At 57.7% G+C, this 17,650-nt stretch carries 19 protein-coding genes and 2 pseudogenes; 11 read left to right on the top strand and 10 right to left on the bottom strand.

The window, feature by feature from the left end; all coding sequences use genetic code 11:
• Positions 1–4: 4 nt before the first annotated feature.
• From AOA59_RS22240 to AOA59_RS22220, 5 genes are read right to left on the bottom strand one after another with little or no spacing between them, the layout of a single operon-like run.
• Positions 5–1,486: an aspartate aminotransferase family protein gene (locus AOA59_RS22240; RefSeq protein WP_065931221.1), complete on the bottom strand. Its 1,482-nt coding sequence runs from the start codon at positions 1,484–1,486 to the stop codon at positions 5–7.
• Entirely contained in the window at positions 1,483–2,160 is a 678-nt protein-coding gene (locus AOA59_RS22235; RefSeq protein ID WP_099489082.1) for a class II aldolase/adducin family protein, read from the bottom strand. The genes AOA59_RS22240 and AOA59_RS22235 overlap by 4 nt, the downstream gene beginning before the upstream one ends.
• The gene (locus tag AOA59_RS22230) at positions 2,157–3,785 is read right to left on the bottom strand and encodes an FGGY-family carbohydrate kinase (protein ID WP_099489081.1); all 1,629 of its coding nucleotides are present in this window, start codon (positions 3,783–3,785) and stop codon (positions 2,157–2,159) included. Before AOA59_RS22230 ends, AOA59_RS22235 begins: the two co-directional genes overlap by 4 nt.
• A gap of 10 nt (positions 3,786–3,795) precedes the next feature.
• Positions 3,796–4,677, bottom strand: coding sequence for a TorF family putative porin (locus AOA59_RS22225; RefSeq protein WP_069787444.1), 882 nt, complete (start codon positions 4,675–4,677; stop codon positions 3,796–3,798).
• Between the two features lie 27 nt (positions 4,678–4,704).
• On the bottom strand, positions 4,705–5,130 hold the full coding sequence (locus tag AOA59_RS22220) for a DUF2147 domain-containing protein (protein WP_099489080.1): 426 nt from the start codon (positions 5,128–5,130) through the stop codon (positions 4,705–4,707).
• A gap of 162 nt (positions 5,131–5,292) precedes the next feature.
• On the opposite strand from AOA59_RS22220, the gene AOA59_RS22215 reads away from it, so the two are divergent.
• The 3 genes from AOA59_RS22215 to AOA59_RS22205 all read left to right on the top strand — a co-directional run bounded on the left by AOA59_RS22215 (position 5,293) and on the right by AOA59_RS22205 (position 8,986).
• Complete coding sequence (locus AOA59_RS22215; RefSeq protein ID WP_065931216.1) at positions 5,293–5,970, top strand: TetR/AcrR family transcriptional regulator; 678 nt, start codon at positions 5,293–5,295, stop codon at positions 5,968–5,970.
• 182 nt (positions 5,971–6,152) lie between these two features.
• A complete protein-coding gene (locus AOA59_RS22210; RefSeq protein WP_178076281.1) occupies positions 6,153–7,406 on the top strand; it encodes a pectate lyase in 1,254 nt (417 codons plus the stop codon).
• Positions 7,406–8,986, top strand: a complete 1,581-nt coding sequence (locus AOA59_RS22205) for a rhamnogalacturonan lyase B N-terminal domain-containing protein (protein WP_099489079.1) — start codon at positions 7,406–7,408, stop codon at positions 8,984–8,986. The genes AOA59_RS22210 and AOA59_RS22205 overlap by 1 nt, the downstream gene beginning before the upstream one ends.
• Positions 8,987–9,098: 112 nt before the next feature.
• Here AOA59_RS22205 and AOA59_RS22200 read toward each other — a convergent pair whose 3' ends face one another.
• Complete coding sequence (locus AOA59_RS22200; RefSeq protein ID WP_099489078.1) at positions 9,099–9,809, bottom strand: glycosyltransferase family 2 protein; 711 nt, start codon at positions 9,807–9,809, stop codon at positions 9,099–9,101.
• Between the two features lie 191 nt (positions 9,810–10,000).
• Between AOA59_RS22200 and AOA59_RS33185 the strand changes: the two genes are divergently transcribed.
• Together AOA59_RS33185 and AOA59_RS22190 are read left to right on the top strand one after the other, a co-directional pair.
• Entirely contained in the window at positions 10,001–10,255 is a 255-nt protein-coding gene (locus AOA59_RS33185) for a hypothetical protein (RefSeq protein ID WP_083221786.1), read from the top strand.
• Positions 10,256–10,270: 15 nt separating this feature from the next.
• Positions 10,271–10,549: a hypothetical protein gene (locus AOA59_RS22190; protein WP_099489077.1), complete on the top strand. Its 279-nt coding sequence runs from the start codon at positions 10,271–10,273 to the stop codon at positions 10,547–10,549.
• A 238-nt stretch (positions 10,550–10,787) separates the two neighbouring features.
• On the opposite strand, the pseudogene AOA59_RS22185 reads toward AOA59_RS22190, so the two are convergent.
• A pseudogene (locus AOA59_RS22185) lies at positions 10,788–10,973 on the bottom strand (CinA family protein); the annotation flags it as partial.
• A gap of 187 nt (positions 10,974–11,160) precedes the next feature.
• Here AOA59_RS22185 and AOA59_RS22180 point away from each other — a divergent pair.
• The 5 genes and pseudogenes from AOA59_RS22180 to AOA59_RS22160 form a co-directional block, all read left to right on the top strand.
• A complete protein-coding gene (locus AOA59_RS22180) occupies positions 11,161–11,922 on the top strand; it encodes an OBAP family protein (RefSeq protein ID WP_099489076.1) in 762 nt (253 codons plus the stop codon).
• A gap of 151 nt (positions 11,923–12,073) precedes the next feature.
• Positions 12,074–12,355, top strand: coding sequence for a hypothetical protein (locus AOA59_RS22175; protein ID WP_074854553.1), 282 nt, complete (start codon positions 12,074–12,076; stop codon positions 12,353–12,355).
• Positions 12,356–12,455: 100 nt separating this feature from the next.
• On the top strand, positions 12,456–12,710 hold the full coding sequence (locus tag AOA59_RS22170) for a DUF6555 family protein (RefSeq protein WP_099489075.1): 255 nt from the start codon (positions 12,456–12,458) through the stop codon (positions 12,708–12,710).
• Complete coding sequence (locus tag AOA59_RS22165; protein WP_069787438.1) at positions 12,710–12,949, top strand: hypothetical protein; 240 nt, start codon at positions 12,710–12,712, stop codon at positions 12,947–12,949. Before AOA59_RS22170 ends, AOA59_RS22165 begins: the two co-directional genes overlap by 1 nt.
• A 15-nt stretch (positions 12,950–12,964) precedes the next feature.
• Positions 12,965–13,318: pseudogene (locus tag AOA59_RS22160) on the top strand (transposase); the annotation flags it as partial.
• Between the two features lie 62 nt (positions 13,319–13,380).
• On the opposite strand, the gene AOA59_RS22155 reads toward AOA59_RS22160, so the two are convergent.
• Both AOA59_RS22155 and AOA59_RS22150 read right to left on the bottom strand, forming a co-directional pair.
• On the bottom strand, positions 13,381–14,325 hold the full coding sequence (locus AOA59_RS22155; RefSeq protein WP_099489074.1) for a DMT family transporter: 945 nt from the start codon (positions 14,323–14,325) through the stop codon (positions 13,381–13,383).
• A gap of 79 nt (positions 14,326–14,404) precedes the next feature.
• On the bottom strand, positions 14,405–15,133 hold the full coding sequence (locus tag AOA59_RS22150; RefSeq protein ID WP_099489073.1) for an AraC family transcriptional regulator: 729 nt from the start codon (positions 15,131–15,133) through the stop codon (positions 14,405–14,407).
• 491 nt (positions 15,134–15,624) lie between these two features.
• On the opposite strand from AOA59_RS22150, the gene AOA59_RS22145 reads away from it, so the two are divergent.
• A complete protein-coding gene (locus AOA59_RS22145) occupies positions 15,625–16,398 on the top strand; it encodes an alpha/beta fold hydrolase (protein ID WP_099489072.1) in 774 nt (257 codons plus the stop codon).
• A 272-nt stretch (positions 16,399–16,670) separates the two neighbouring features.
• Here the strand turns inward: AOA59_RS22145 and AOA59_RS22140 are convergent, their stop codons facing one another.
• Positions 16,671–17,432: an SDR family NAD(P)-dependent oxidoreductase gene (locus AOA59_RS22140; RefSeq protein ID WP_074854555.1), complete on the bottom strand. Its 762-nt coding sequence runs from the start codon at positions 17,430–17,432 to the stop codon at positions 16,671–16,673.
• Positions 17,433–17,650 lie beyond the last annotated feature (218 nt).

Here is a 17,650-nt window from a genome sequence, read left to right as displayed (position 1 = left end):
CACCTCACACCAGTTGAAAAACGGCGTCGAATCGCTCGAGCGCGTCGTCGATGACGTCGTCGGTATCCGCCAGGCTGGTATAGATCCGACTGCCGGCCAGCGTGATCACCCCGTGGGCCGTATAAGCAGCCCCCATCTCTTCCATCATGTGCTTGCGCGACTTGGCTTCGTTACGTGCACGCAGCAACTTGAGCGGGTTGCTGGTATCGAGCAACAACACGCCTGAGGTTTGCAGGTGCACGATCGAGCCCATGTTATAGGCCACATAGGGTAAGCCACGGCGGTTAATGATTTCGTCCAACCCCTTGCGCATTCGGTCACCCGCGCGTCCCGCCAGCGCCGGCGCATTCAGTTTGCGCGCCTCGATCAAGGCGTAGTAACCCGCGACGCAGGACAACGGGTTGGCCGATAACGTGCCGCCGACAAATGCGCGCCGTGCACTGGTGCCGATGCCACCGGCGAGCAATTGCATCACGTCCCTGCGCCCACCGATCGCACCCGCCATCGGGTAGCCGCCGGTCAGGCATTTGCCCAGTACGGTGATGTCCGGCATCACGTTGAAATACCCTTGCGCGCCCCCCAAGCCGGCGCGGAAGCCGGTGACCACTTCATCGAAAATCAGTAGCGTGTCGAACTCATCGCACAGCTTGCGCAGTTGGCGGTTGAAGTCCGGGTGCACCGGACGCGTGCCACTTTCCGGGCCGAAGGGCTCCACCATGATCGCCGCCGTGCCGCCGCGCAGGCGGTTGATTTGCAAGCGCCGACGCAACGCGTCCAGGTTATTCGGTGGGCTTTCCTGGGTGTGGGCCGTGGCGCCGCGCGGAATGCCGACGGCCTCCATACGGCCGGTGCCCGGCAACCGCATGCCGTATACCAACTGGTCACTCCAGCCGTGATACGCCCCACCGATCTTGATCACCCATTTCTTGCGGGTATAGGCACGCGCCAAACGCACCGCCGCCATGACCGCCTCGGTGCCGGAGCCGAGCAGGCGCACCATGTCGACCCCGGGCATCACTTCGCAGACCAACTGCGCCAGCTTCACCTCGTATTCATGCAGCAGGCCGGTGACCGGCCCGCAGTCGTCGAGGATCCGGTTGACCTGCTCACGAATCGCCGGATGGTTGGAGCCCAGCAAAGTCGGACCGCCGGCCTGGAGAAAATCGATATAGCGGTTGCCGTCCACATCGGTCAGGTGCGCGCCCTTGGCCTGGGCGATGGCGAGTGGGAACGGGTGATTGAACGCGAGGTTATGCTGCACGCCCCCCGGTATGAATTTCTTGGCCTCCTCGGCAAGCCGCCTCGAACCCTGGCAGCGCTCGTCGAAGTAGCCCATGACCTTGTTCAGCGCCTCACGTTTCAAGGGGCGAATCGGCTGCTTGACCAGCGCATCGAAACGCCGATACAGCGAGTCGACATCAGGCCATTGCGAAACCGCTGAATCTGCCGGTGCAGGCAATGTGACGGGATCAAGGGGTTTGTTCATGATGGGGTCTCGGAAGATGAGTGGGCTTGGGCAGCGCTGGAACGCACCAGTGCGTCGACCAGGCGTGCGACGGCGGCGGGTGACTGTGATTTATGCCGGGACTGTTCGGTGATTTGGCGTAACAGGTAGTCACGGCAAAAGGTCTCGAGGTCCTCAAGGCGCGACAGGGTTGTCTCGACATCCGGCCCACAGCACAACACCCCGTGGTTGCGCATCAGGTACGCGTTGTAATCCCAACGAATGGCCCGGCCGAACTTGCCGGCCAGCCAGTTGGAGCCTGAAGGTGCGTACCCGACCAGGGGAATATGTTTACCCAAGGAATCCCACAGTTCAGGGTTGGGCACATCCATCGGTTCGCCGAGCAAGGTGCAAGCACTGGCTACGGGTTGATGCGTGTGGATGCTGCACTGCACGTCCGGGCGCGCCCGCAGGATTTTTGCATGCAGCCCGCTTTCAACCGTGGGTGCACGTTCACCGCAGAGCTGCGCCAGATCCTTGAGGCGCAGCACGCAGACATCCTCGGGGCGCATGGTGAAATAGTCAGTGGCCGACGGCGTGACGGCGATGTGCTGCGCATCGATGCGCAGCGCGAGATTGCCGCCGGTGGCCGCAAAAAAACCGCGGTGACACAAATGCTGCGAGAGCTCGATAATTTGCTCTTGGACATGACTCATGAGGCAGTCTCCTGTGGAGGGTTCAGGCGTCGGTAAAGGGGCGCGAGGCGTTTGCGAACCTCCTGAAACGTGGCGAATTGATCGTCGTACAGCGCGCGAGTGGCACGGGATGGTTCAAACAGGCGGTGCGGGCGTTTGAGACTAGGTAGGTCGTGAAACTGCAGCTTGCCCAACGCCACCGCCGCAATGAACGCCGCACCGCGTGCATTGGTCTGGATCGCGTTCTGCGGCTGCTGGATAACGCGCCCACAGACGTCAGCCATGATCTGGCACCACACGTCCGATTGGGCACCGCCACCGGTGGCCACGATCACATCGCTGGGCTGGCCGAGAAAGCGCGCGAACGGTTCGAACATCCAGCGCGTATTGAGCGCGACCCCTTCCATGAAGGCGCGAATGATGTCTTCCCGTGAGTGCTCCAGTTTCAGGTTGAACAAACCGGCACGCAGGCTCGGATCACTGATCGGCGAGCGCTCGCCACACAACCAGGGTGTGTAAATCAACCCTCTGGAACCTGGCGGCACCCGCGCGGCGATGCGGTCGAGCAAGGCGTAGACGTCCGGTTGCTGTTCATCACTGAGCAGCTCATCCGGGTGGTACAGCACCTTGTCACGCAGGAATGAAAGGTTAGCGCCCGCCGCCGACTGCATGGCCATCGCCAGGTAGCGACCGTTGACAGCACTGGGTACCGCCGCAATGTGGTGACGCACGCTGGTTTTTTTGAACGGGACGTGTGCGCCCACCCACGACGAGGTGCCCAGATACAGGTGTGGGGCAAAGTCGCTGACAGTGGCGCCAACGGCCACCGCCGAGGTGTCGACGGCGCCCGCTACCACTTGCGTGGTACGCGCAAGACCAAGGCTCTCGGCAAGCTCAGGACGTAACGTGCCAATGACATCCGTGGAGCGGACCAACTCGGGCAGCTTGCCAGCCTCAATTCCCAGTGCCTTGACCAGACCATCGTCATAGCGGATGCGATGAGGATCGCGGTTATCGGTGATCCAGGCGGTCAGCATCGAGTCGCTGGTGGCGCAATAGCGACCCGATAGGCGCAAGTTCATGTAGTCGAGCACGTTGAGAAACTTGTGGGTTCGCTCATAGCGCTGCGGCTCGTGATCGTGGATGTAGGCCATGTGCCCGGCCGAATCCATGCCGGACAAAGACGCCACGCCACCGGTCAAGCGCAGCGAACGCCAGAGTTTGAGCGGCCCGTACCCGGCCAGGCTGAACCGCCCTCCTCCCATGCGTTTTTTAACCGCACCGGCGCCGCGTTTATCCAGCCACAACATCGCGCGCCCAATGGCCACGCCGTCCCCATCCACGCACACCGTGCCTTCGCTCTGTGTCGAACAACACACCGCGATCACTTGGCGGCGCCTGACAGGGTCGGCGCCCAACAGTTCGTTGGCGCCGTGCAGGAAGGCATCCCACCAGTCCTGCGGCGCCTGCTCGACGCTCAACCCGTTCACATGCAGCGGCACGCTGTGAAACGCCCATGCGCGAATATCGCCTTCCAGTGAAACCAGAGCGCACTTGCAACCGGAGGTGCCGAGGTCCACCGCGAGGACGAGTTGCTCCAGACCGGTGGCCGCCTGAGGCGTCCGGGATAAGAAAAGCGAAGTCATAAAGGTCTACTCAGAAAGTACGCGAAATCGACGCCACCCAACGGTTTTCATCCGTGGCGCGCACATGGCCGTCGTCCTCGGCCATGTACAACTCGCGCGCGCGCGTCTTGGCGGTGACAAAGTCCAGCCCCCAATCGAAGCCCCACAAGTGATGGATCAGGCCGATGTCGTAGTCCGCTGCGTTCGCTTCGGAGAAATTGACGATTTGCTGATAGCCCGCATGCAGCTTCAGCGTGGTGTTCATGCCGAGTGCGTATTTGTAGTCCAGGTCATAGAGCATGCTGCCACGGGAGTTGCGGTCGCCCTTGGCGTAACATTCCAGGCCCTTGGTGGGATCGTCGCGGAACTGCAACTGGGCCCCGCACACGCCGCCGGTGTTGGCACCACGGTAGGTTTTTGACAAGACCCGCGCGACCCGACCTTCAAGCGCGCCGTAACCGATTTCCAACACGGCGAACTGGCTGTTGTAGTTGGTCGTACGCTCATCGGTCGGAGTGAAAGTGTCGAAGTCGAATTTGTTCGGTGCCTTAAACTGCGCACCGGGGAACATTTCTGCCGCCAAACCCACGCCGTAATGCCACGCCTCCGGGTCGCCGAAGCGATAACCGCCGGCGAGCAGGACGCCAAGACCATCACCTTCAGGAAATTGCTTTTTGTTGACGGTGGTGAATTCGGCCAGTGCCACCAGCCCTGATTCATGGGCGACTTGAATGGTGACTCGGGCACCCGGCCGGTTCAACGAATCCGACACGCCCCGGGTCCTGACATCGGATACGGCCTTGGCCGTGACATCGATTGCATAGCTGGCCATCTCGTCGGCGAACGCCAGGGATGGGCTGACAACGGGCCACAGCAAGGCAGCCATCAGATAATGGTGTGTTGTTGCACGCATGGGGCTCTCCTACAAGAAAGGTCGGATTTACAAAGCGCAAACCGGTGCAGGAGGCAGTGAGGCAATGCGTTCGAATTGCTCTGTCTTGCCGAGAATCTCGGTGCCGACAAAAGCCCGGACATTGAGGATTCCCTCTTTAACCCGAACGACGCCTTTGTATTTTTTATGATCACGGGGGTCGAACACCCAGCCATCGCGCCACGCTTGCTGGTCGAAACGCTCCAGTTGCATGATCTGTACGCCGCAATCGCTGGTGGTGGAGGCCACGTCCTTGACCCAGACCACCTTCCCACACAGCGCGCCGGGCTTGTCGGCGCAATCGTCAACCTTGACCACCGCATCCTTTTCCGACGTGAGCCACAGGCCCTTGGCCTCCTGTGGGCCCGCCGCCGCATAACCGCTGGAACAGCACATCAGTGCCAGTGAAAGGAACAGCCATTGCCGAGCGTTCATAGTCATCACCTGTATTTTTTGTTTTAAGAGACCGTCACACTAGCGACGCATCGGTTATGATAGTCATCGCTACACGATAGTTATAACTACCATTATCTGGCTCAGCAACATTTTTTTTCATTTTGATAAGCTGACTCTTCAACCTTTTTTTGCTAGGTGCCTATGGCCAAGCCCAACACTGCCAGCGCCCGTGCCGCTACCACCGCCGGGAAAACTCAAGAACATAAGAAACCACCTGCACAACAGCGCAGCACTGAAACATACGAGCGGATTCTGGTCGCAACCGCACAAACCCTTTGCGATGTGGGAATAGAGCGACTGTCCACCAACCTGGTCTGCGAATGTGCCGGGCTCACCCCGCCGGCGCTTTACCGCTACTTTCCGAACAAATACGCACTGCTGTCGGTACTGGGTGAGCGTTTGCTGGAAAAACAGAACGCACTGATCGATAACTGGATCACGCCGCAGCTGTTGTCCGGACCGCCCGAGGCTCTGGAGTCGGCGCTGGCCGATCTGATCCTGGACACCTACCGGGTCACCCAGGCGACGCTGGGCGGCATGTGGATTCTCAAGGGCTTGCGCGCCGTACCGGCACTGGAGCACGTGCGGCTCAACTCCCACCGCAAGGTGTCCGCCGCACAGGCGCAGATCCTCGCAGCGATATTTCCACAGGTCGATCCTCAACAGCTGAACACCGCTGCCCGTGTCGCGGTGGAGATGATTCACGCCACGATCGAACTGCTGTTTGACGAGTCCATGGACCCCAAGAGCGTCTGCGCTATGGTCGCGTCGATGATTGTCAGCCATCTGGACCGGTTGGCGCCTGCTCCAAGCGCATGAGGTGAGAGCGAGCATGGCCGGCGCGAACCCGCTGTTCCCTGCCTGCGGACAGCGCGCGCCTGAACCTCAGCTGAAGACAATGACTGTCGGGCTAAAACCGTTTGATAAATACCCGCGCCTATTCAGATCATGGCGGGCCTGTTTGACAAGGTTTGGCCGCCAGTATTGAACCACTCAGGAATATGCCGTTGACGTTCCCGTCGCCCCAGTGTCTTTCAGCCCTCGTGTTAGCTGCCGCTGCGCTGGTGGCGCAACCGGCTCTGGCGGCAAGCCATGCCGAAGGTTTTGCCAAAGACGTGACCGGCGGTGGCCAAATTGCGGCCGTGCGCCCCAGCACACCGGCCGAACTGAAAACAGCCCTGTGTGCCAGCTTCGACACACGCGGCAACTGCACCGATGACACACCGCGAGTCATCGCCCTGGACCATACCTTTGATTTTCGCGGTTCGGTTGTATCCGACGGCAGCGCCCAAGTAACAGAAGCCGGATGCATGGCCAACGCCTGTGCCCATGGCGGTGGACAATGGGCGATCGACGGTGCCAACCATTTCTGCCAGTCAAAACCACCGGCCACGGTGACGTATGACAAGGCCGGGTTGCAGCGCCTGAAGATCGGTTCGAACAAGACCCTGCTGGGCGTGGGCGCTCATGCCGGTATACAGGGCATGGGGCTGTTTATCGGGAGCGGCGCGCACAATGTCATCGTGCGTAACCTGACCCTGTCGGACATCAACCCCCGTGTGGTCTGGGGCGGCGATGCACTCACGCTCGACGATGCCGATGGCGTTTGGATCGACCACAACACCTTTGCGCGTATCGGCCGGCAGATGATCGTGACCGGCTGGGGCAGCGCGACCCATGTGACAATTTCCAGCAACGAATTCGACGGCCGCACGCCCTACTCCGCAACGTGCGATGGTCACCATTACTGGGTGTGGTTATTTCTGGGCCATCACGACACCCTGACCCTGCTCAACAACTATGTGCATGACACCTCGGGACGTGCGCCCCATTCCGGCGGCATGGGCAATGCCGAAGTGCGCGCGCAACTGGTCAATAACCTGTTTGTTCATCTGACATACCAGGGCGCGGTCATGTCGCGTACCGCCAGCGCCTATCTACTGGTGGAAGGCAATGACTTCGAAGACGTATCCCACCCGCTGTTCAACGATACCCAGCAACCTGGCAGCGCGTATGCCCTCTTCACGCCCCTCCCGCCGTCGGCCGACGATACCTGCCAGGCTGCGCTGGGCAGGCCCTGTGTCGCCAACCGGCAGCGCCAGAGTGGCGATGATTATCGTCCCCAGGATGCTTCGGTGTTGGAGGCCTTCAAGGCCTACCGTCAATACCTTGTTGCGCCGCAGCCGGCCGACATTGCGCGAACGGGCGTGCTGCGCGATGCCGGTGCGGGCCACCTCCCTTCAGGAAACCACTGATGCGACGTTTCCTGCTGCTAATGCTCTGCTCACTGGCGACGCCTGCCTTCGCCGGTTTCGGCTTCACGCGCACCGACTCCCGCATCGTCGTCGACACCGATGCACAGTTGCTGTTCAGCGTGGACACCCGCAATGGCGACTTGGTGTCCCTGCGTTATCGCGGCAGTGAATTGCAGACCACCGAACCCAAGGCCTCGCAGATCGCCTCCGGGCTGGGCAGTGCACAGGTCGAGGCGCATACAGTGGGTGATGTGATCGTCATCAGCGCGCGGGCGGGTGATTTGATCCACTACTACCTGGCCAAAAAAGGCCGCACGGCCATTTACATGGCGACCTATGCGCCCACCTTGCTGCCTGTGGGCGAGCTGCGCTTCGTGGCGCGGCTCAACGCCAACAAGCTGCCCAAGGCCGACCGTGGTACCGACTCCAACGTCGGCACAGCGATCGAGGGCAATGATGTGTTTTTGCTCCCCGACGGGCGCACCAGCTCCAAGTTCTATTCGGCACAACCGATGATCGACGACCCACTGCACGCGGTCAAAGGCCCCGGTGTGGCGGTTTACATGCTGATGGGCAGTCGTGAACTCAGCTCTGGAGGTGCGTTCTTCAAAGATATTGCCACCCAGAAAACCCCGACCACCCATGAGCTTTACAACTACATGTACTCCAACCACACCCAAACCGAGCCCTATCGTGGCGGCTTGCACGGGGTTTACGGGCTGTTATTTACCGACGGTGGCGGCCCTGACGCTGCCTTGATCGACGTGGGTTTCGTCAATAACAGCCTGGGCCTTGTGGGGTTCGTGGACAGCGCTGGGCGCGGTGCGGTAGTCGGTCACGTTTGCGGCGTGACCAACGCACTGCCGATGGTAGTGGGTTTGAGTAATGCCAACGCCGAATACTGGGCGCGCACCGATGGCAGCGCAAGGTTCCACTTGACCGCGGTACGCCCGGGGCAATACCGGATGACGCTCTATCAGAATGAATTGGAAGTCGCGCAGCGCACGGTTGATGTCAAAGCCGGCACCACCAGCCAGGCGAGCTTGCAGGCGCAACCGCTTCCAGGCCAGGTGAAATGGCAAATTGGTGTGCCCGATGGCACTCCAGCTGGTTTTCTCAACGCGCACCTGGTGCTAACGGCACATCCCAGCGATTCACGCATGGCGTCATGGGGCCCCGTCACCTACACCGTCGGAACCAGCACTCCTGATGAATTCCCGGCGGTGCAATGGCGCGACGTTAACAGCCCCACGCGCATCCAGTTCGTATTGGCCGCCAACGAGCTGAGGGCTTACCGGCTACGCCTGTTTATTTCGCTGGCCCAAGCCGGGGGGCGCCCAGCAGTGATCGTCAATCAGCACTGGACCGCGCCAGTGCCATCCGCGTCGAAGCAGCCCGACAGCCGTGGCATCACTCGAGGCACTTATCGCGGCAACAACAGCGTGTTCGAGGTCAGTATTCCGGCCACAGCGCTGCAGGTAGGCGTTAACTTACTGGAGATCGGCGTGGCGTCAGGTAAAACGGGAAAAGGCTTTCTTAGCCCGGGCTTTGTGTTCGATAGCGTGCAGTGGGTGCAGTAATGATCACGGGCACTCGATCGGCTCACTCACCATCGACAAGCACACCGAAATGATAGCCCGCGAGTGGCTGACAGGGGCCGGCCATTGCACCCAATCAATCAGTTCCATAAGGTCACCCAACCCCAAGACCAGAATCTGAACCTATGGACGGCTCCACACCTTTGTCAGTATTGGGAGGCATAAGGGAAGCCAGATAATCTCCAAATCCACCCTGGCACTTGTAGTCCCGGCGCGCGCTGGTGGCGACAGGGTTGGTGGCTGTCCAGACAATACGTGCTCCAATCCTCTGGAGGTCTGCAACCAGTTGAACATCCTCGTGTGCTGCCAAATGCTGGAATCCACCAGCGCTCTGATAAGCCTCGGCACTCAAGCCCAGATTGGCCCCATGAATATGGCGATGGTTCTCGATGAAGTTGTACAACGAGAGGTACTGAGTGCGGACTACCTCTCCATATTCCCTCCAGCTGTCGACCTCAACTGTTCCACACACCGCGTCAGCGTCAAACTCAATCTGACGCGCCAGCCAATCGGGCGGTACAACGGTATCGGCATCCGTGAAAGCAAGCCACCGTGCACCAGCTTTCAGCAAATGCTCAGCCCCTACAGCTCGTGTCTTACCCACGTTTTGAAAGGCGACATCAATCGACTTTACGCCCATCGCCGCGACTAATGCCTGCGTACTATCTGAGCAGTCATCCAAGACGACGAGTACCTCGACCGGCTGACTGTTTAGTGACGGGTGTTCAACGGCGAGGAGTACGGACTCAAGGCAATTGCTGATATAGCGTTCTTCGTTATGAGCAGGTATCACGATCCCTATCATCTTCTATCCCTTTCCTCGCGAAGTGTCCCCAGGAATCGACACCGCCCTGATAAGGAAGGTTTAAAGAATCTATCGTTACGAGAACAGTTACCTCTAAAGGTACGTCGCGCAACGCCATTATCTTGCCAGCATTTACGCCGCGGCATTTTGAACTAGCCTTGTCGTGTTCGGGCTTTTAATCCGGTGAACTGATGGACACGCTAACCAAAGTGGAGGTTGAAACAGCCCTTTGCGCTCGCCTTCCTAACTGCGAAGTTAACTGTGCGTTCAATCCCGACGGCAGCCTTTCGGTGACCGTGACGGCGCACGACGCTGATCAGTTCACCATCGCAAATATCAATCGCGCCCACTATCACGGGGAACCAGGAATCAATAGGCTCATACGGGAAATACTGGAAGAAATGGTCATGTCGAGACAGTCTTCCAGGCGTTCATCCGTGGGGTAATAAACAGGAATTCACATGCCGGACTCTACTGAAGCGCCGATGCAATCAATCAAAATTGCTTACCTGATGGACACGCTGTTCGGCGTGAACCCACTCGCGAGCGAATGCAGAGCACGCATAGTGCGCACAGCGTCTGGATTTCAGCTGCAACTCGCGCGGCCGTGGCCTAGCCAGCTACAACAGGCTCACACACTGACCTTCGAATGGGAGGGCGGCACCTGCTGTGGGGTGGTGCGCCACACTGAAAAACTGCCCGGCGGAGAACTGCTGCTGGACGTCGACCCACAACCCTAGTGGTGATGGCGAGGAAATTGCGCCTGCCGCTGCTGTTACGCTTAGGGAGCCTGCTGCACGCCACTCGTCGAGGGATATGCACAGCGTTAAAACTTTATTTCATGTTGCCCTCTCCCACTCTTTGAGGAGAAAAGTATTTGCTCCTGGATATAACCGGATTTCAAATGGCCCATCCCCTATGAACGGCTTTAAGAATGGTACAGCTGCGCCAATACCGCTTATGTTTAAGCGCAGTGATACGGTGCCCAAATAGTCGGTGTGTCGCTTCTGGCGAATAGACAACATCGCCACTCTCAATACATGCCCCTCCGCCGTCGACCTCCGAAAGCAGTGTGATAATTTTTCCCGCGGTACAGGACTCGGCTGTCGCAATGACCGGTCGATTGCGTTTGAAGTACTCCACGATAGAAGCGGCGACAAACATGATAATTGCTCCTGCGCACGAGCGATTGCGCTATCACCCTGTTCCAAAGACCACCTTTCAGATCAATCAATGTTCAAGCGAAAGTGTTTTGAACGTGCACGGCGTCAGGTTTTCCAACGTCGACAGAGATTGAACCTGACTTTCCCCAGTCAGCTTGAGAGAAAGCAAGAGGATGGAACCTATGACAATGATTATCAAGACAGCCCGCATGGCCAAGTCATGTTCCCTGGCAGCAACCTTTACCCTGCTAAGCGCCTGCGCTGGCAATGATTCCCCCTCGAATGTGGGGGCACCCGGCGAACCCACTACTGCATCTACCCGAACCCTGGAAGCCGGTGCAGCCCTGCTCCAATCTCGTGCGCCTATTGATGCATTGAACGCCTATCTGGACGGTTTTCACTTTTATAACGGCCATCCTGAGGTACAGATGGAAGCGCATCATTACTGCGCGATTCTCAACGAGGAGGTGATTCAATGCGTGATCTACGACGGTAATCGCAAGGATGCAAAGCTGATGGGCGTGGAATACATCATCAGCGAACAGTTATTCAACACGCTGCCAGCCCCTGAAAAGGCGCTTTGGCACAGCCACGTGCATGAAGTGAAATCAGGACAACTTATCGCGCCGGGAATCCCCGAAGTGGCCGAGCACGCCCTGATGGAAAAACTGGTACATACCTACGGTAAGACCTGGCATACCTGGCATACCGATCTCCACAAACGTCTGCCGCTGGGTGCGCCGCAACTGATGATGGGGTTTACCACCGATGGCCAGGCCGACCCTGGGATGGTCGCCGAGCGAGATCAGCGAATGGGTATCGACAGCACCGAAAAGAAGCAGACTCGCATCGATATAGTTGCGCCACCCATCGCACCCGGTGCGGACGCATGGCAACAGGGCACCGTTATTCAGATCACCGATCCGACGATAACGGCCCATCAGCACTGAACGCACCACTCAGTCATTTGGATTGAACGATCATTTGCGAGCCCTTCTCTATCGCAAGACCAGATTCAAAACCGTGCACGCATTCCCACAAGCAACACGCCGCATAACTGAAATCGGAGGCAGCCGCCCCGTTTAGATGAGGTAAATCAGCATGTCTTACGACTTCCAAGGTATTGCCAGTGTGATGACTGCATCGCGCCATTTGGGGACACCATCAGATGAACGCTTGAATGATCCAGTAAACATCCGAATGAGCAGTAGAGGCAAGCCGACCATTGCGCGTTTGGATTTCGACACGCCACTGGATTGGCCGGGCAATCCTAACTTTGTCGCGGTCAATTTACCCGGTGGCGCCACCGTCAGTGGCGTCATCGTCGATATAGAGCGACCCACGAATGCGGCCGGGTGGGTCACTTTTACAGTAGATGATTGAGGTGTGATAAGCGCCGGCGCTCACCCATCGAATTGTCGGACAATTCTTTGAATTTTTTTTGACGTCAAATATCTGTAATTCATGAGCATAGGGAGGCCTCATGAAAGATAACAATCTATTTACCATCGAGTATCAACTTCACGGCGAACCGAAGTCGTTCATCCTGCGCGCATCGCAAATGAACAATGCCGAGGCTTGGCATTGGGCCAGTTGCGATGCAGGTGTCGCCGTCATACCCAAATTTGGCCAACACACCCTCAAGCGTGTTTCCAAACCGATGGCGGAAAAATACGGCATCACACAGGTGCGCTGGAGCGCCGCGACGCAGGTGCAATGGGCGGAGGGTCTCGCATGATGAACAGCCAGACGCTTGGTTATACGATGAGACAAGCACGCGATGATGAGGTCGCGCGAAATAACCAGATGTTTTTCGAAGCCGACCGGCTCGATGCGCAAGCGTACAAAATCATCGAGTCCTACAGCGGCGATGCCCAGACGTGGGCACGCTTCATCGAAGCGAAGAAAGTCGCAGATGCGCAACGCACCGCCGCTTACCAAGAGTGGATGCGCATTCACCGCGCCAAGCGAAGGTAGCTGATGAACATCCACCATGCCAGGATGAGCGCCCAGCGCGATCTGCTGCCCGAAGGCTCAGCCATCAGCAGAGCACTCGATTACAGCCTGAAACGCTGGGCAGCGCTATCACGCTACATCGATGACGGGGCAGTACCCATTGACAACCATTGGGCCGAAAACCAAATCAGGCCATGGGCTCTTGGGCGCGAAAACTGGCTCTTCGCTGGATCACTGCGCAGCGGCAAACGGGCGGCGGCAATCATGACCTTGATCCCGTCTGCGCGGCTGAATGGTCATGATCCATATGCGTATCTGAAGGATGTTCTCACGCGCCTACCGACGCACCGGGCGAGTGAGATCGATCAGTTGTTACCGCATAGTGGGTGACCAATTAATCACAACTGGTAAGGGTAGTCAGTACTCCTGTCGCTATAGCATCTCTGTACGAGTTAAACAGCCGGAGAGTGACGGGGAGTACGATGACAATTCAGACACCACACGACACCGGTGACCAGAAGCGCAATCGCCGCAATTTCATGTGAGTCGGGCAGCCGATGCTCCCATAGAAATCCAAAAACCAGCGCCGCTAACGTCTCAATCACGAGCACTTGTCCGCTTAGTGCCAGTGGTAGAAGTCGGCTCGCCTGATTCCAGCACGCATTACCCACAACCGAAGATAAAAACGCTACGCCACCGGCTACCATGACAAAGTGTAGCCATTCGGAGTTGTCATGCGTTCCGACCTGCCAGCCCAGGACAGGTACCGCCAAAAGCAGTGACTGAGCGCCAGTCATGACCCCTGTCAGCAGTGCCCAGTCATGGGCGGAAACGCTGGCTACCTGAACCAGCCGCCGAGCGTTGCTCACTGCGAACCAACTCCATGTCACTAACGCGCCCGCTGCGCATAGAATTCCGGCGAGGTTTGTCAGTATATCTGGCTTGTCGCCGTTGATCAGTGCGTGCCAGCTGATGAGTACGACCCCGCCCACAGCGCAGAACAGCGAGGGAGTGAGCTTGCGCAAAGAAATAGCGTTGACGTCATGACGACCTGCCAGCGTGACGAACACCGGAATGAGTCCGACGATCAGAGACGTTGTGGCAATGCCAACCAACTGCACACCGGTGCCCACCAGCGTGTAGTAAATGAGGTTTCCAATCAGGCTAAGCCAGAAGAGTGACTTCCAGTCGGCGATGGTGAGATTGGCGCAAACGCGCCTCCAGCGGGGCATAAGCAAGGCCACCGAAATCGCGCCGTAGCAGAGAAATCTCAGAACGGCGAATTGCACCCCGCTCAGCCCCGGGGTGAGCTGGGGGCCGAGGAAGATCACTCCCCAACACAGGCCCGCGCAAACTCCGTAGACAATGCCCTTTAGCAGTAATCGATCAGCAAACATTTCATCCGCGCTCCAAAGCGTTATGGGTAAAGTCTGGAGCAACTGATGCGGGGAGTATTGTCGGTAACTACGGGATTTTTTACCCAGACTGTTTTTGCGTTTTACGATAAACCGCCGGGGTCGTGGCCCTCACGCGCTGCATGGCACGGGTCAGCGATGCCTGGTCGCAAAAGCCGGCACGCAAGGCAATCTCGGATATGGTCAATGAGGTTCCACGCAACCATCGTTGAGCTTCTTGCAGGCGTAAATCAGTCAACCAAGCTTGCGGACTCATCTCGAACATTAGCCGGAAACGTTGGTGCATCTGACTCATGCTCATTTGTGCTACTTGAGCCATGCTTTCATTGCTCCAGTTCGCTCCAGGATCCGCCTGAACACGAGCGATCAACTGCTTCATGGGGTCTGGAAAGCGGGAAATATCCGGATTTAGAGACGACAAAAGCAGAGGCCCCAATTGGGAGGCCGCGATGGACAATTGCGCATTGCCGATTAGCTCAGCGAACTCTATAAGCCGACGAGTAGCGGGGGAAATGGGCACATATATTTTCTGAGCAAGACGCTCGATCTGGAGCGTTTCCATAATCGTCGGCGCACAGTCCAAAACTAAAAAACGGCTATCGAGGTGAGTTTGCTGCGAATGGATCGAGCCAGGTGTCACAAGCGCTGCCAATGACTGATCAATGCAGCCGCCGCGACCGTTTACGTCAATTTCCATTTCGCCACGAATCGGCAGTACCAATTGAGCATGCTCGTGGTGGTGGTGACGGTCTTCCCTCTCATAGCTGCGAACTTCAAGACTAAGAAACATTACTGCACCTTCCGGCCCGTCTGGTTATCCAAGGTTGACGTCCCAAAACGCCCAATGCGCGCCCGCGTTAGGTCAGACTTGCCACTGATTCTAACATCTACGGATCAGACCGTTGATCGCACAGGCTGTATTGGCCATACGCTTACGTTTTCCCTTCGATTCACCTTAGCTTCGATTGCACTGCCAGGATATGCCTATCTGCTTGCCCCCCGAACTTTCCGCAGATGATCTTGGTTTCCGTCGAGCCTATGACCCGTACTCATAGGATAACAACACTCCTTGTTGGGATTTTTGAGCCTACCTAGAGTGGCATCCATCGCAGCGCAATAAGCGCTTGACGATCGACACACGAGCCTCGAACGCGGTCTGGTTATCGACTTCCCAATTACTCGTGGCGCTCCTGGCGCTGGCGATAGTGCTCAAGAAACCAACGACGCTCAGTTTGACGACTCAATGCTGACCCTAATCAAACTTGCACAAGGAATAAAAAGATGAAATCCAAAACGAGAATTGCCGCTCTCATCTCATCTCTGACGCTGGCTGCGCTTACCACTGCGGCTGCTGCACAGGAAAATCCCGCCGCTGTACAGGCCGCCAAAACGGTCGTACTCGTACACGGCGCGTTCGCTGACGGTTCATCGTGGAACAAAGTGATTCCATTACTTGAGAACGCTGGACTGAAGGTGGTCGCGGTGCAGAATTCGCTGGACTCACTGGACAGCGACGTCGCCGCTACCAACCGCGCGATCACCGATGCGCAAGGGCCTGTGGTTCTGGTTGGGCACTCATGGGCGGGCGCTGTTATCAGCGACGCCGGCGTCAACGACAAGGTCAAATCCTTGGTGTATGTGGCGGCTTACGCACCCGATGACGGCCAATCTGTGTACGACTCAGCTAAAGGCTACCCGCAAATGCCAGGGCTGGCGTCTTTCGTAAAAGATCACGATGGCTACCTAAAGGTCAGCGACGCAGGCGTCGCCAAGTTTTTCGCACCTGACCTTTCGCCGTCGGAACAAAAACTGATTGCAGCAACTCAAGGCGCGTTGAACAGCAAAGCACTGGGTCAACCAGTTCCCCATGCTGCCTGGCACAAGGTGCCTTCGTTCGCAGTTGTAGCCGCTAATGACCTGATCATTTCGCCGCAGCAGCAACGCGATCAGGCAAAGCGCATGCACGCCACTTCTATAGAAGTGCCTTCAAGCCACGTCGCAATGCTCGCTTATCCGAAAGCAGTCGCGGATCTGATTATCAAAGCCGCGCAATGATTCGAAGGTGGACGATCATTGTAATGCCGCAATTTCTCTAACAACTCTGGCACGTGAGATGACTGTCATGAACTGGTAAATAACTGAATATGCTCCACCAGGCCCGACTTAATGTCGGGCTTTTCCGTTGATGCCACCAAGTTTTTAGCGAACTGTAGCCGACCGGAGAATTTCGCTCGCCCTGAAACACTACGGGATCCGTCCGGCGTTTAAGCGAGTCGGCGAAACAGCGTGACTTGCATTTTCGCCTGCTCCGCAGGAGCACGCTAAACCTAGGTCAGGTTCAACCCCCCGTCTGACAGGAGCACCTCGCCGGTCAAATAGTCCGACTCGACCAGCATGGCAACAGCTTTTGCGATGTCGTCCGGGCTGGCGGCCCTGCGCATAGGAGCGCGAGTTCGCCACAGCTCCTGGGCCTCTGTCCACTCTGCTGTCAATGGCGTATCGACCAAGCCAGGCGCCACAGCGTTTACGCGAATTTCTGGCCCAAGCGATACCGCGAGCAAGCGGGTCATGTGATTCAGCGCAGCTTTGCTTACCGCATAGGGGATCGATGCGCCTTTAGGACGGATACCGGCATGCGAACTGATGTTCACGACGCAGCCTGCTCGACGGTAACGGGCAGCATCGCGCAATGCCGACTCGGTCAAAACGACCAGGTGAAACGGCGCCACGACATTGACCTCGTTAAGTTCGTGCCACACCGCCGAACTTGCAGACGCAAGGTCCCCGTGCGCAATGACTCTGCTAATACCAGCGTTATTGACCAATACGTCGAGCTGCCCCCACGCGGCAATAGCCTCGTCAACAAGCCTGACCCTGTCAGCTTCGACAGCAAGATCAGCTTGCACGTAAACAGTCTGCTTCATTTCGGCAACCATGGCGCGTCCCGTCTCTGCAGAATTTCGCGAATGAAGCACCACCGCATAGCCTGCACGGCTGAGTACACGTGCAATGGCTGCGCCGATACCGGAAGTCGATCCTGTCACCAATGCGACGCGTAATCCGTTGTCGATTGTCGGATTGGGTTTCATAGGGATATCTCGAATGAGTTTCCAGAGCGTAAGCAGCCAGCGTACACAACTTGCGCAGATCAGTCAGGCATTCACCGATGCGCAAGCAGAGGCTTGATCTCACTGGCTCGCTGCGCAGCGACCTGACGAATAACTCGTTCGAACCCAAGCGCGCGGCTGGGCATGTCGCTCGACTTCGTACAGCCCGACAATAGAGTGGAGCGCCTGCTTCGCTAACG

It is taken from the genome of Pseudomonas sp. 2822-15, assembly GCF_002742515.1.
In the GTDB taxonomy this organism is placed as follows: domain Bacteria; phylum Pseudomonadota; class Gammaproteobacteria; order Pseudomonadales; family Pseudomonadaceae; genus Aquipseudomonas; species Aquipseudomonas salomonii.
This window is presented reverse-complemented; position numbering and strand designations above follow the sequence as displayed.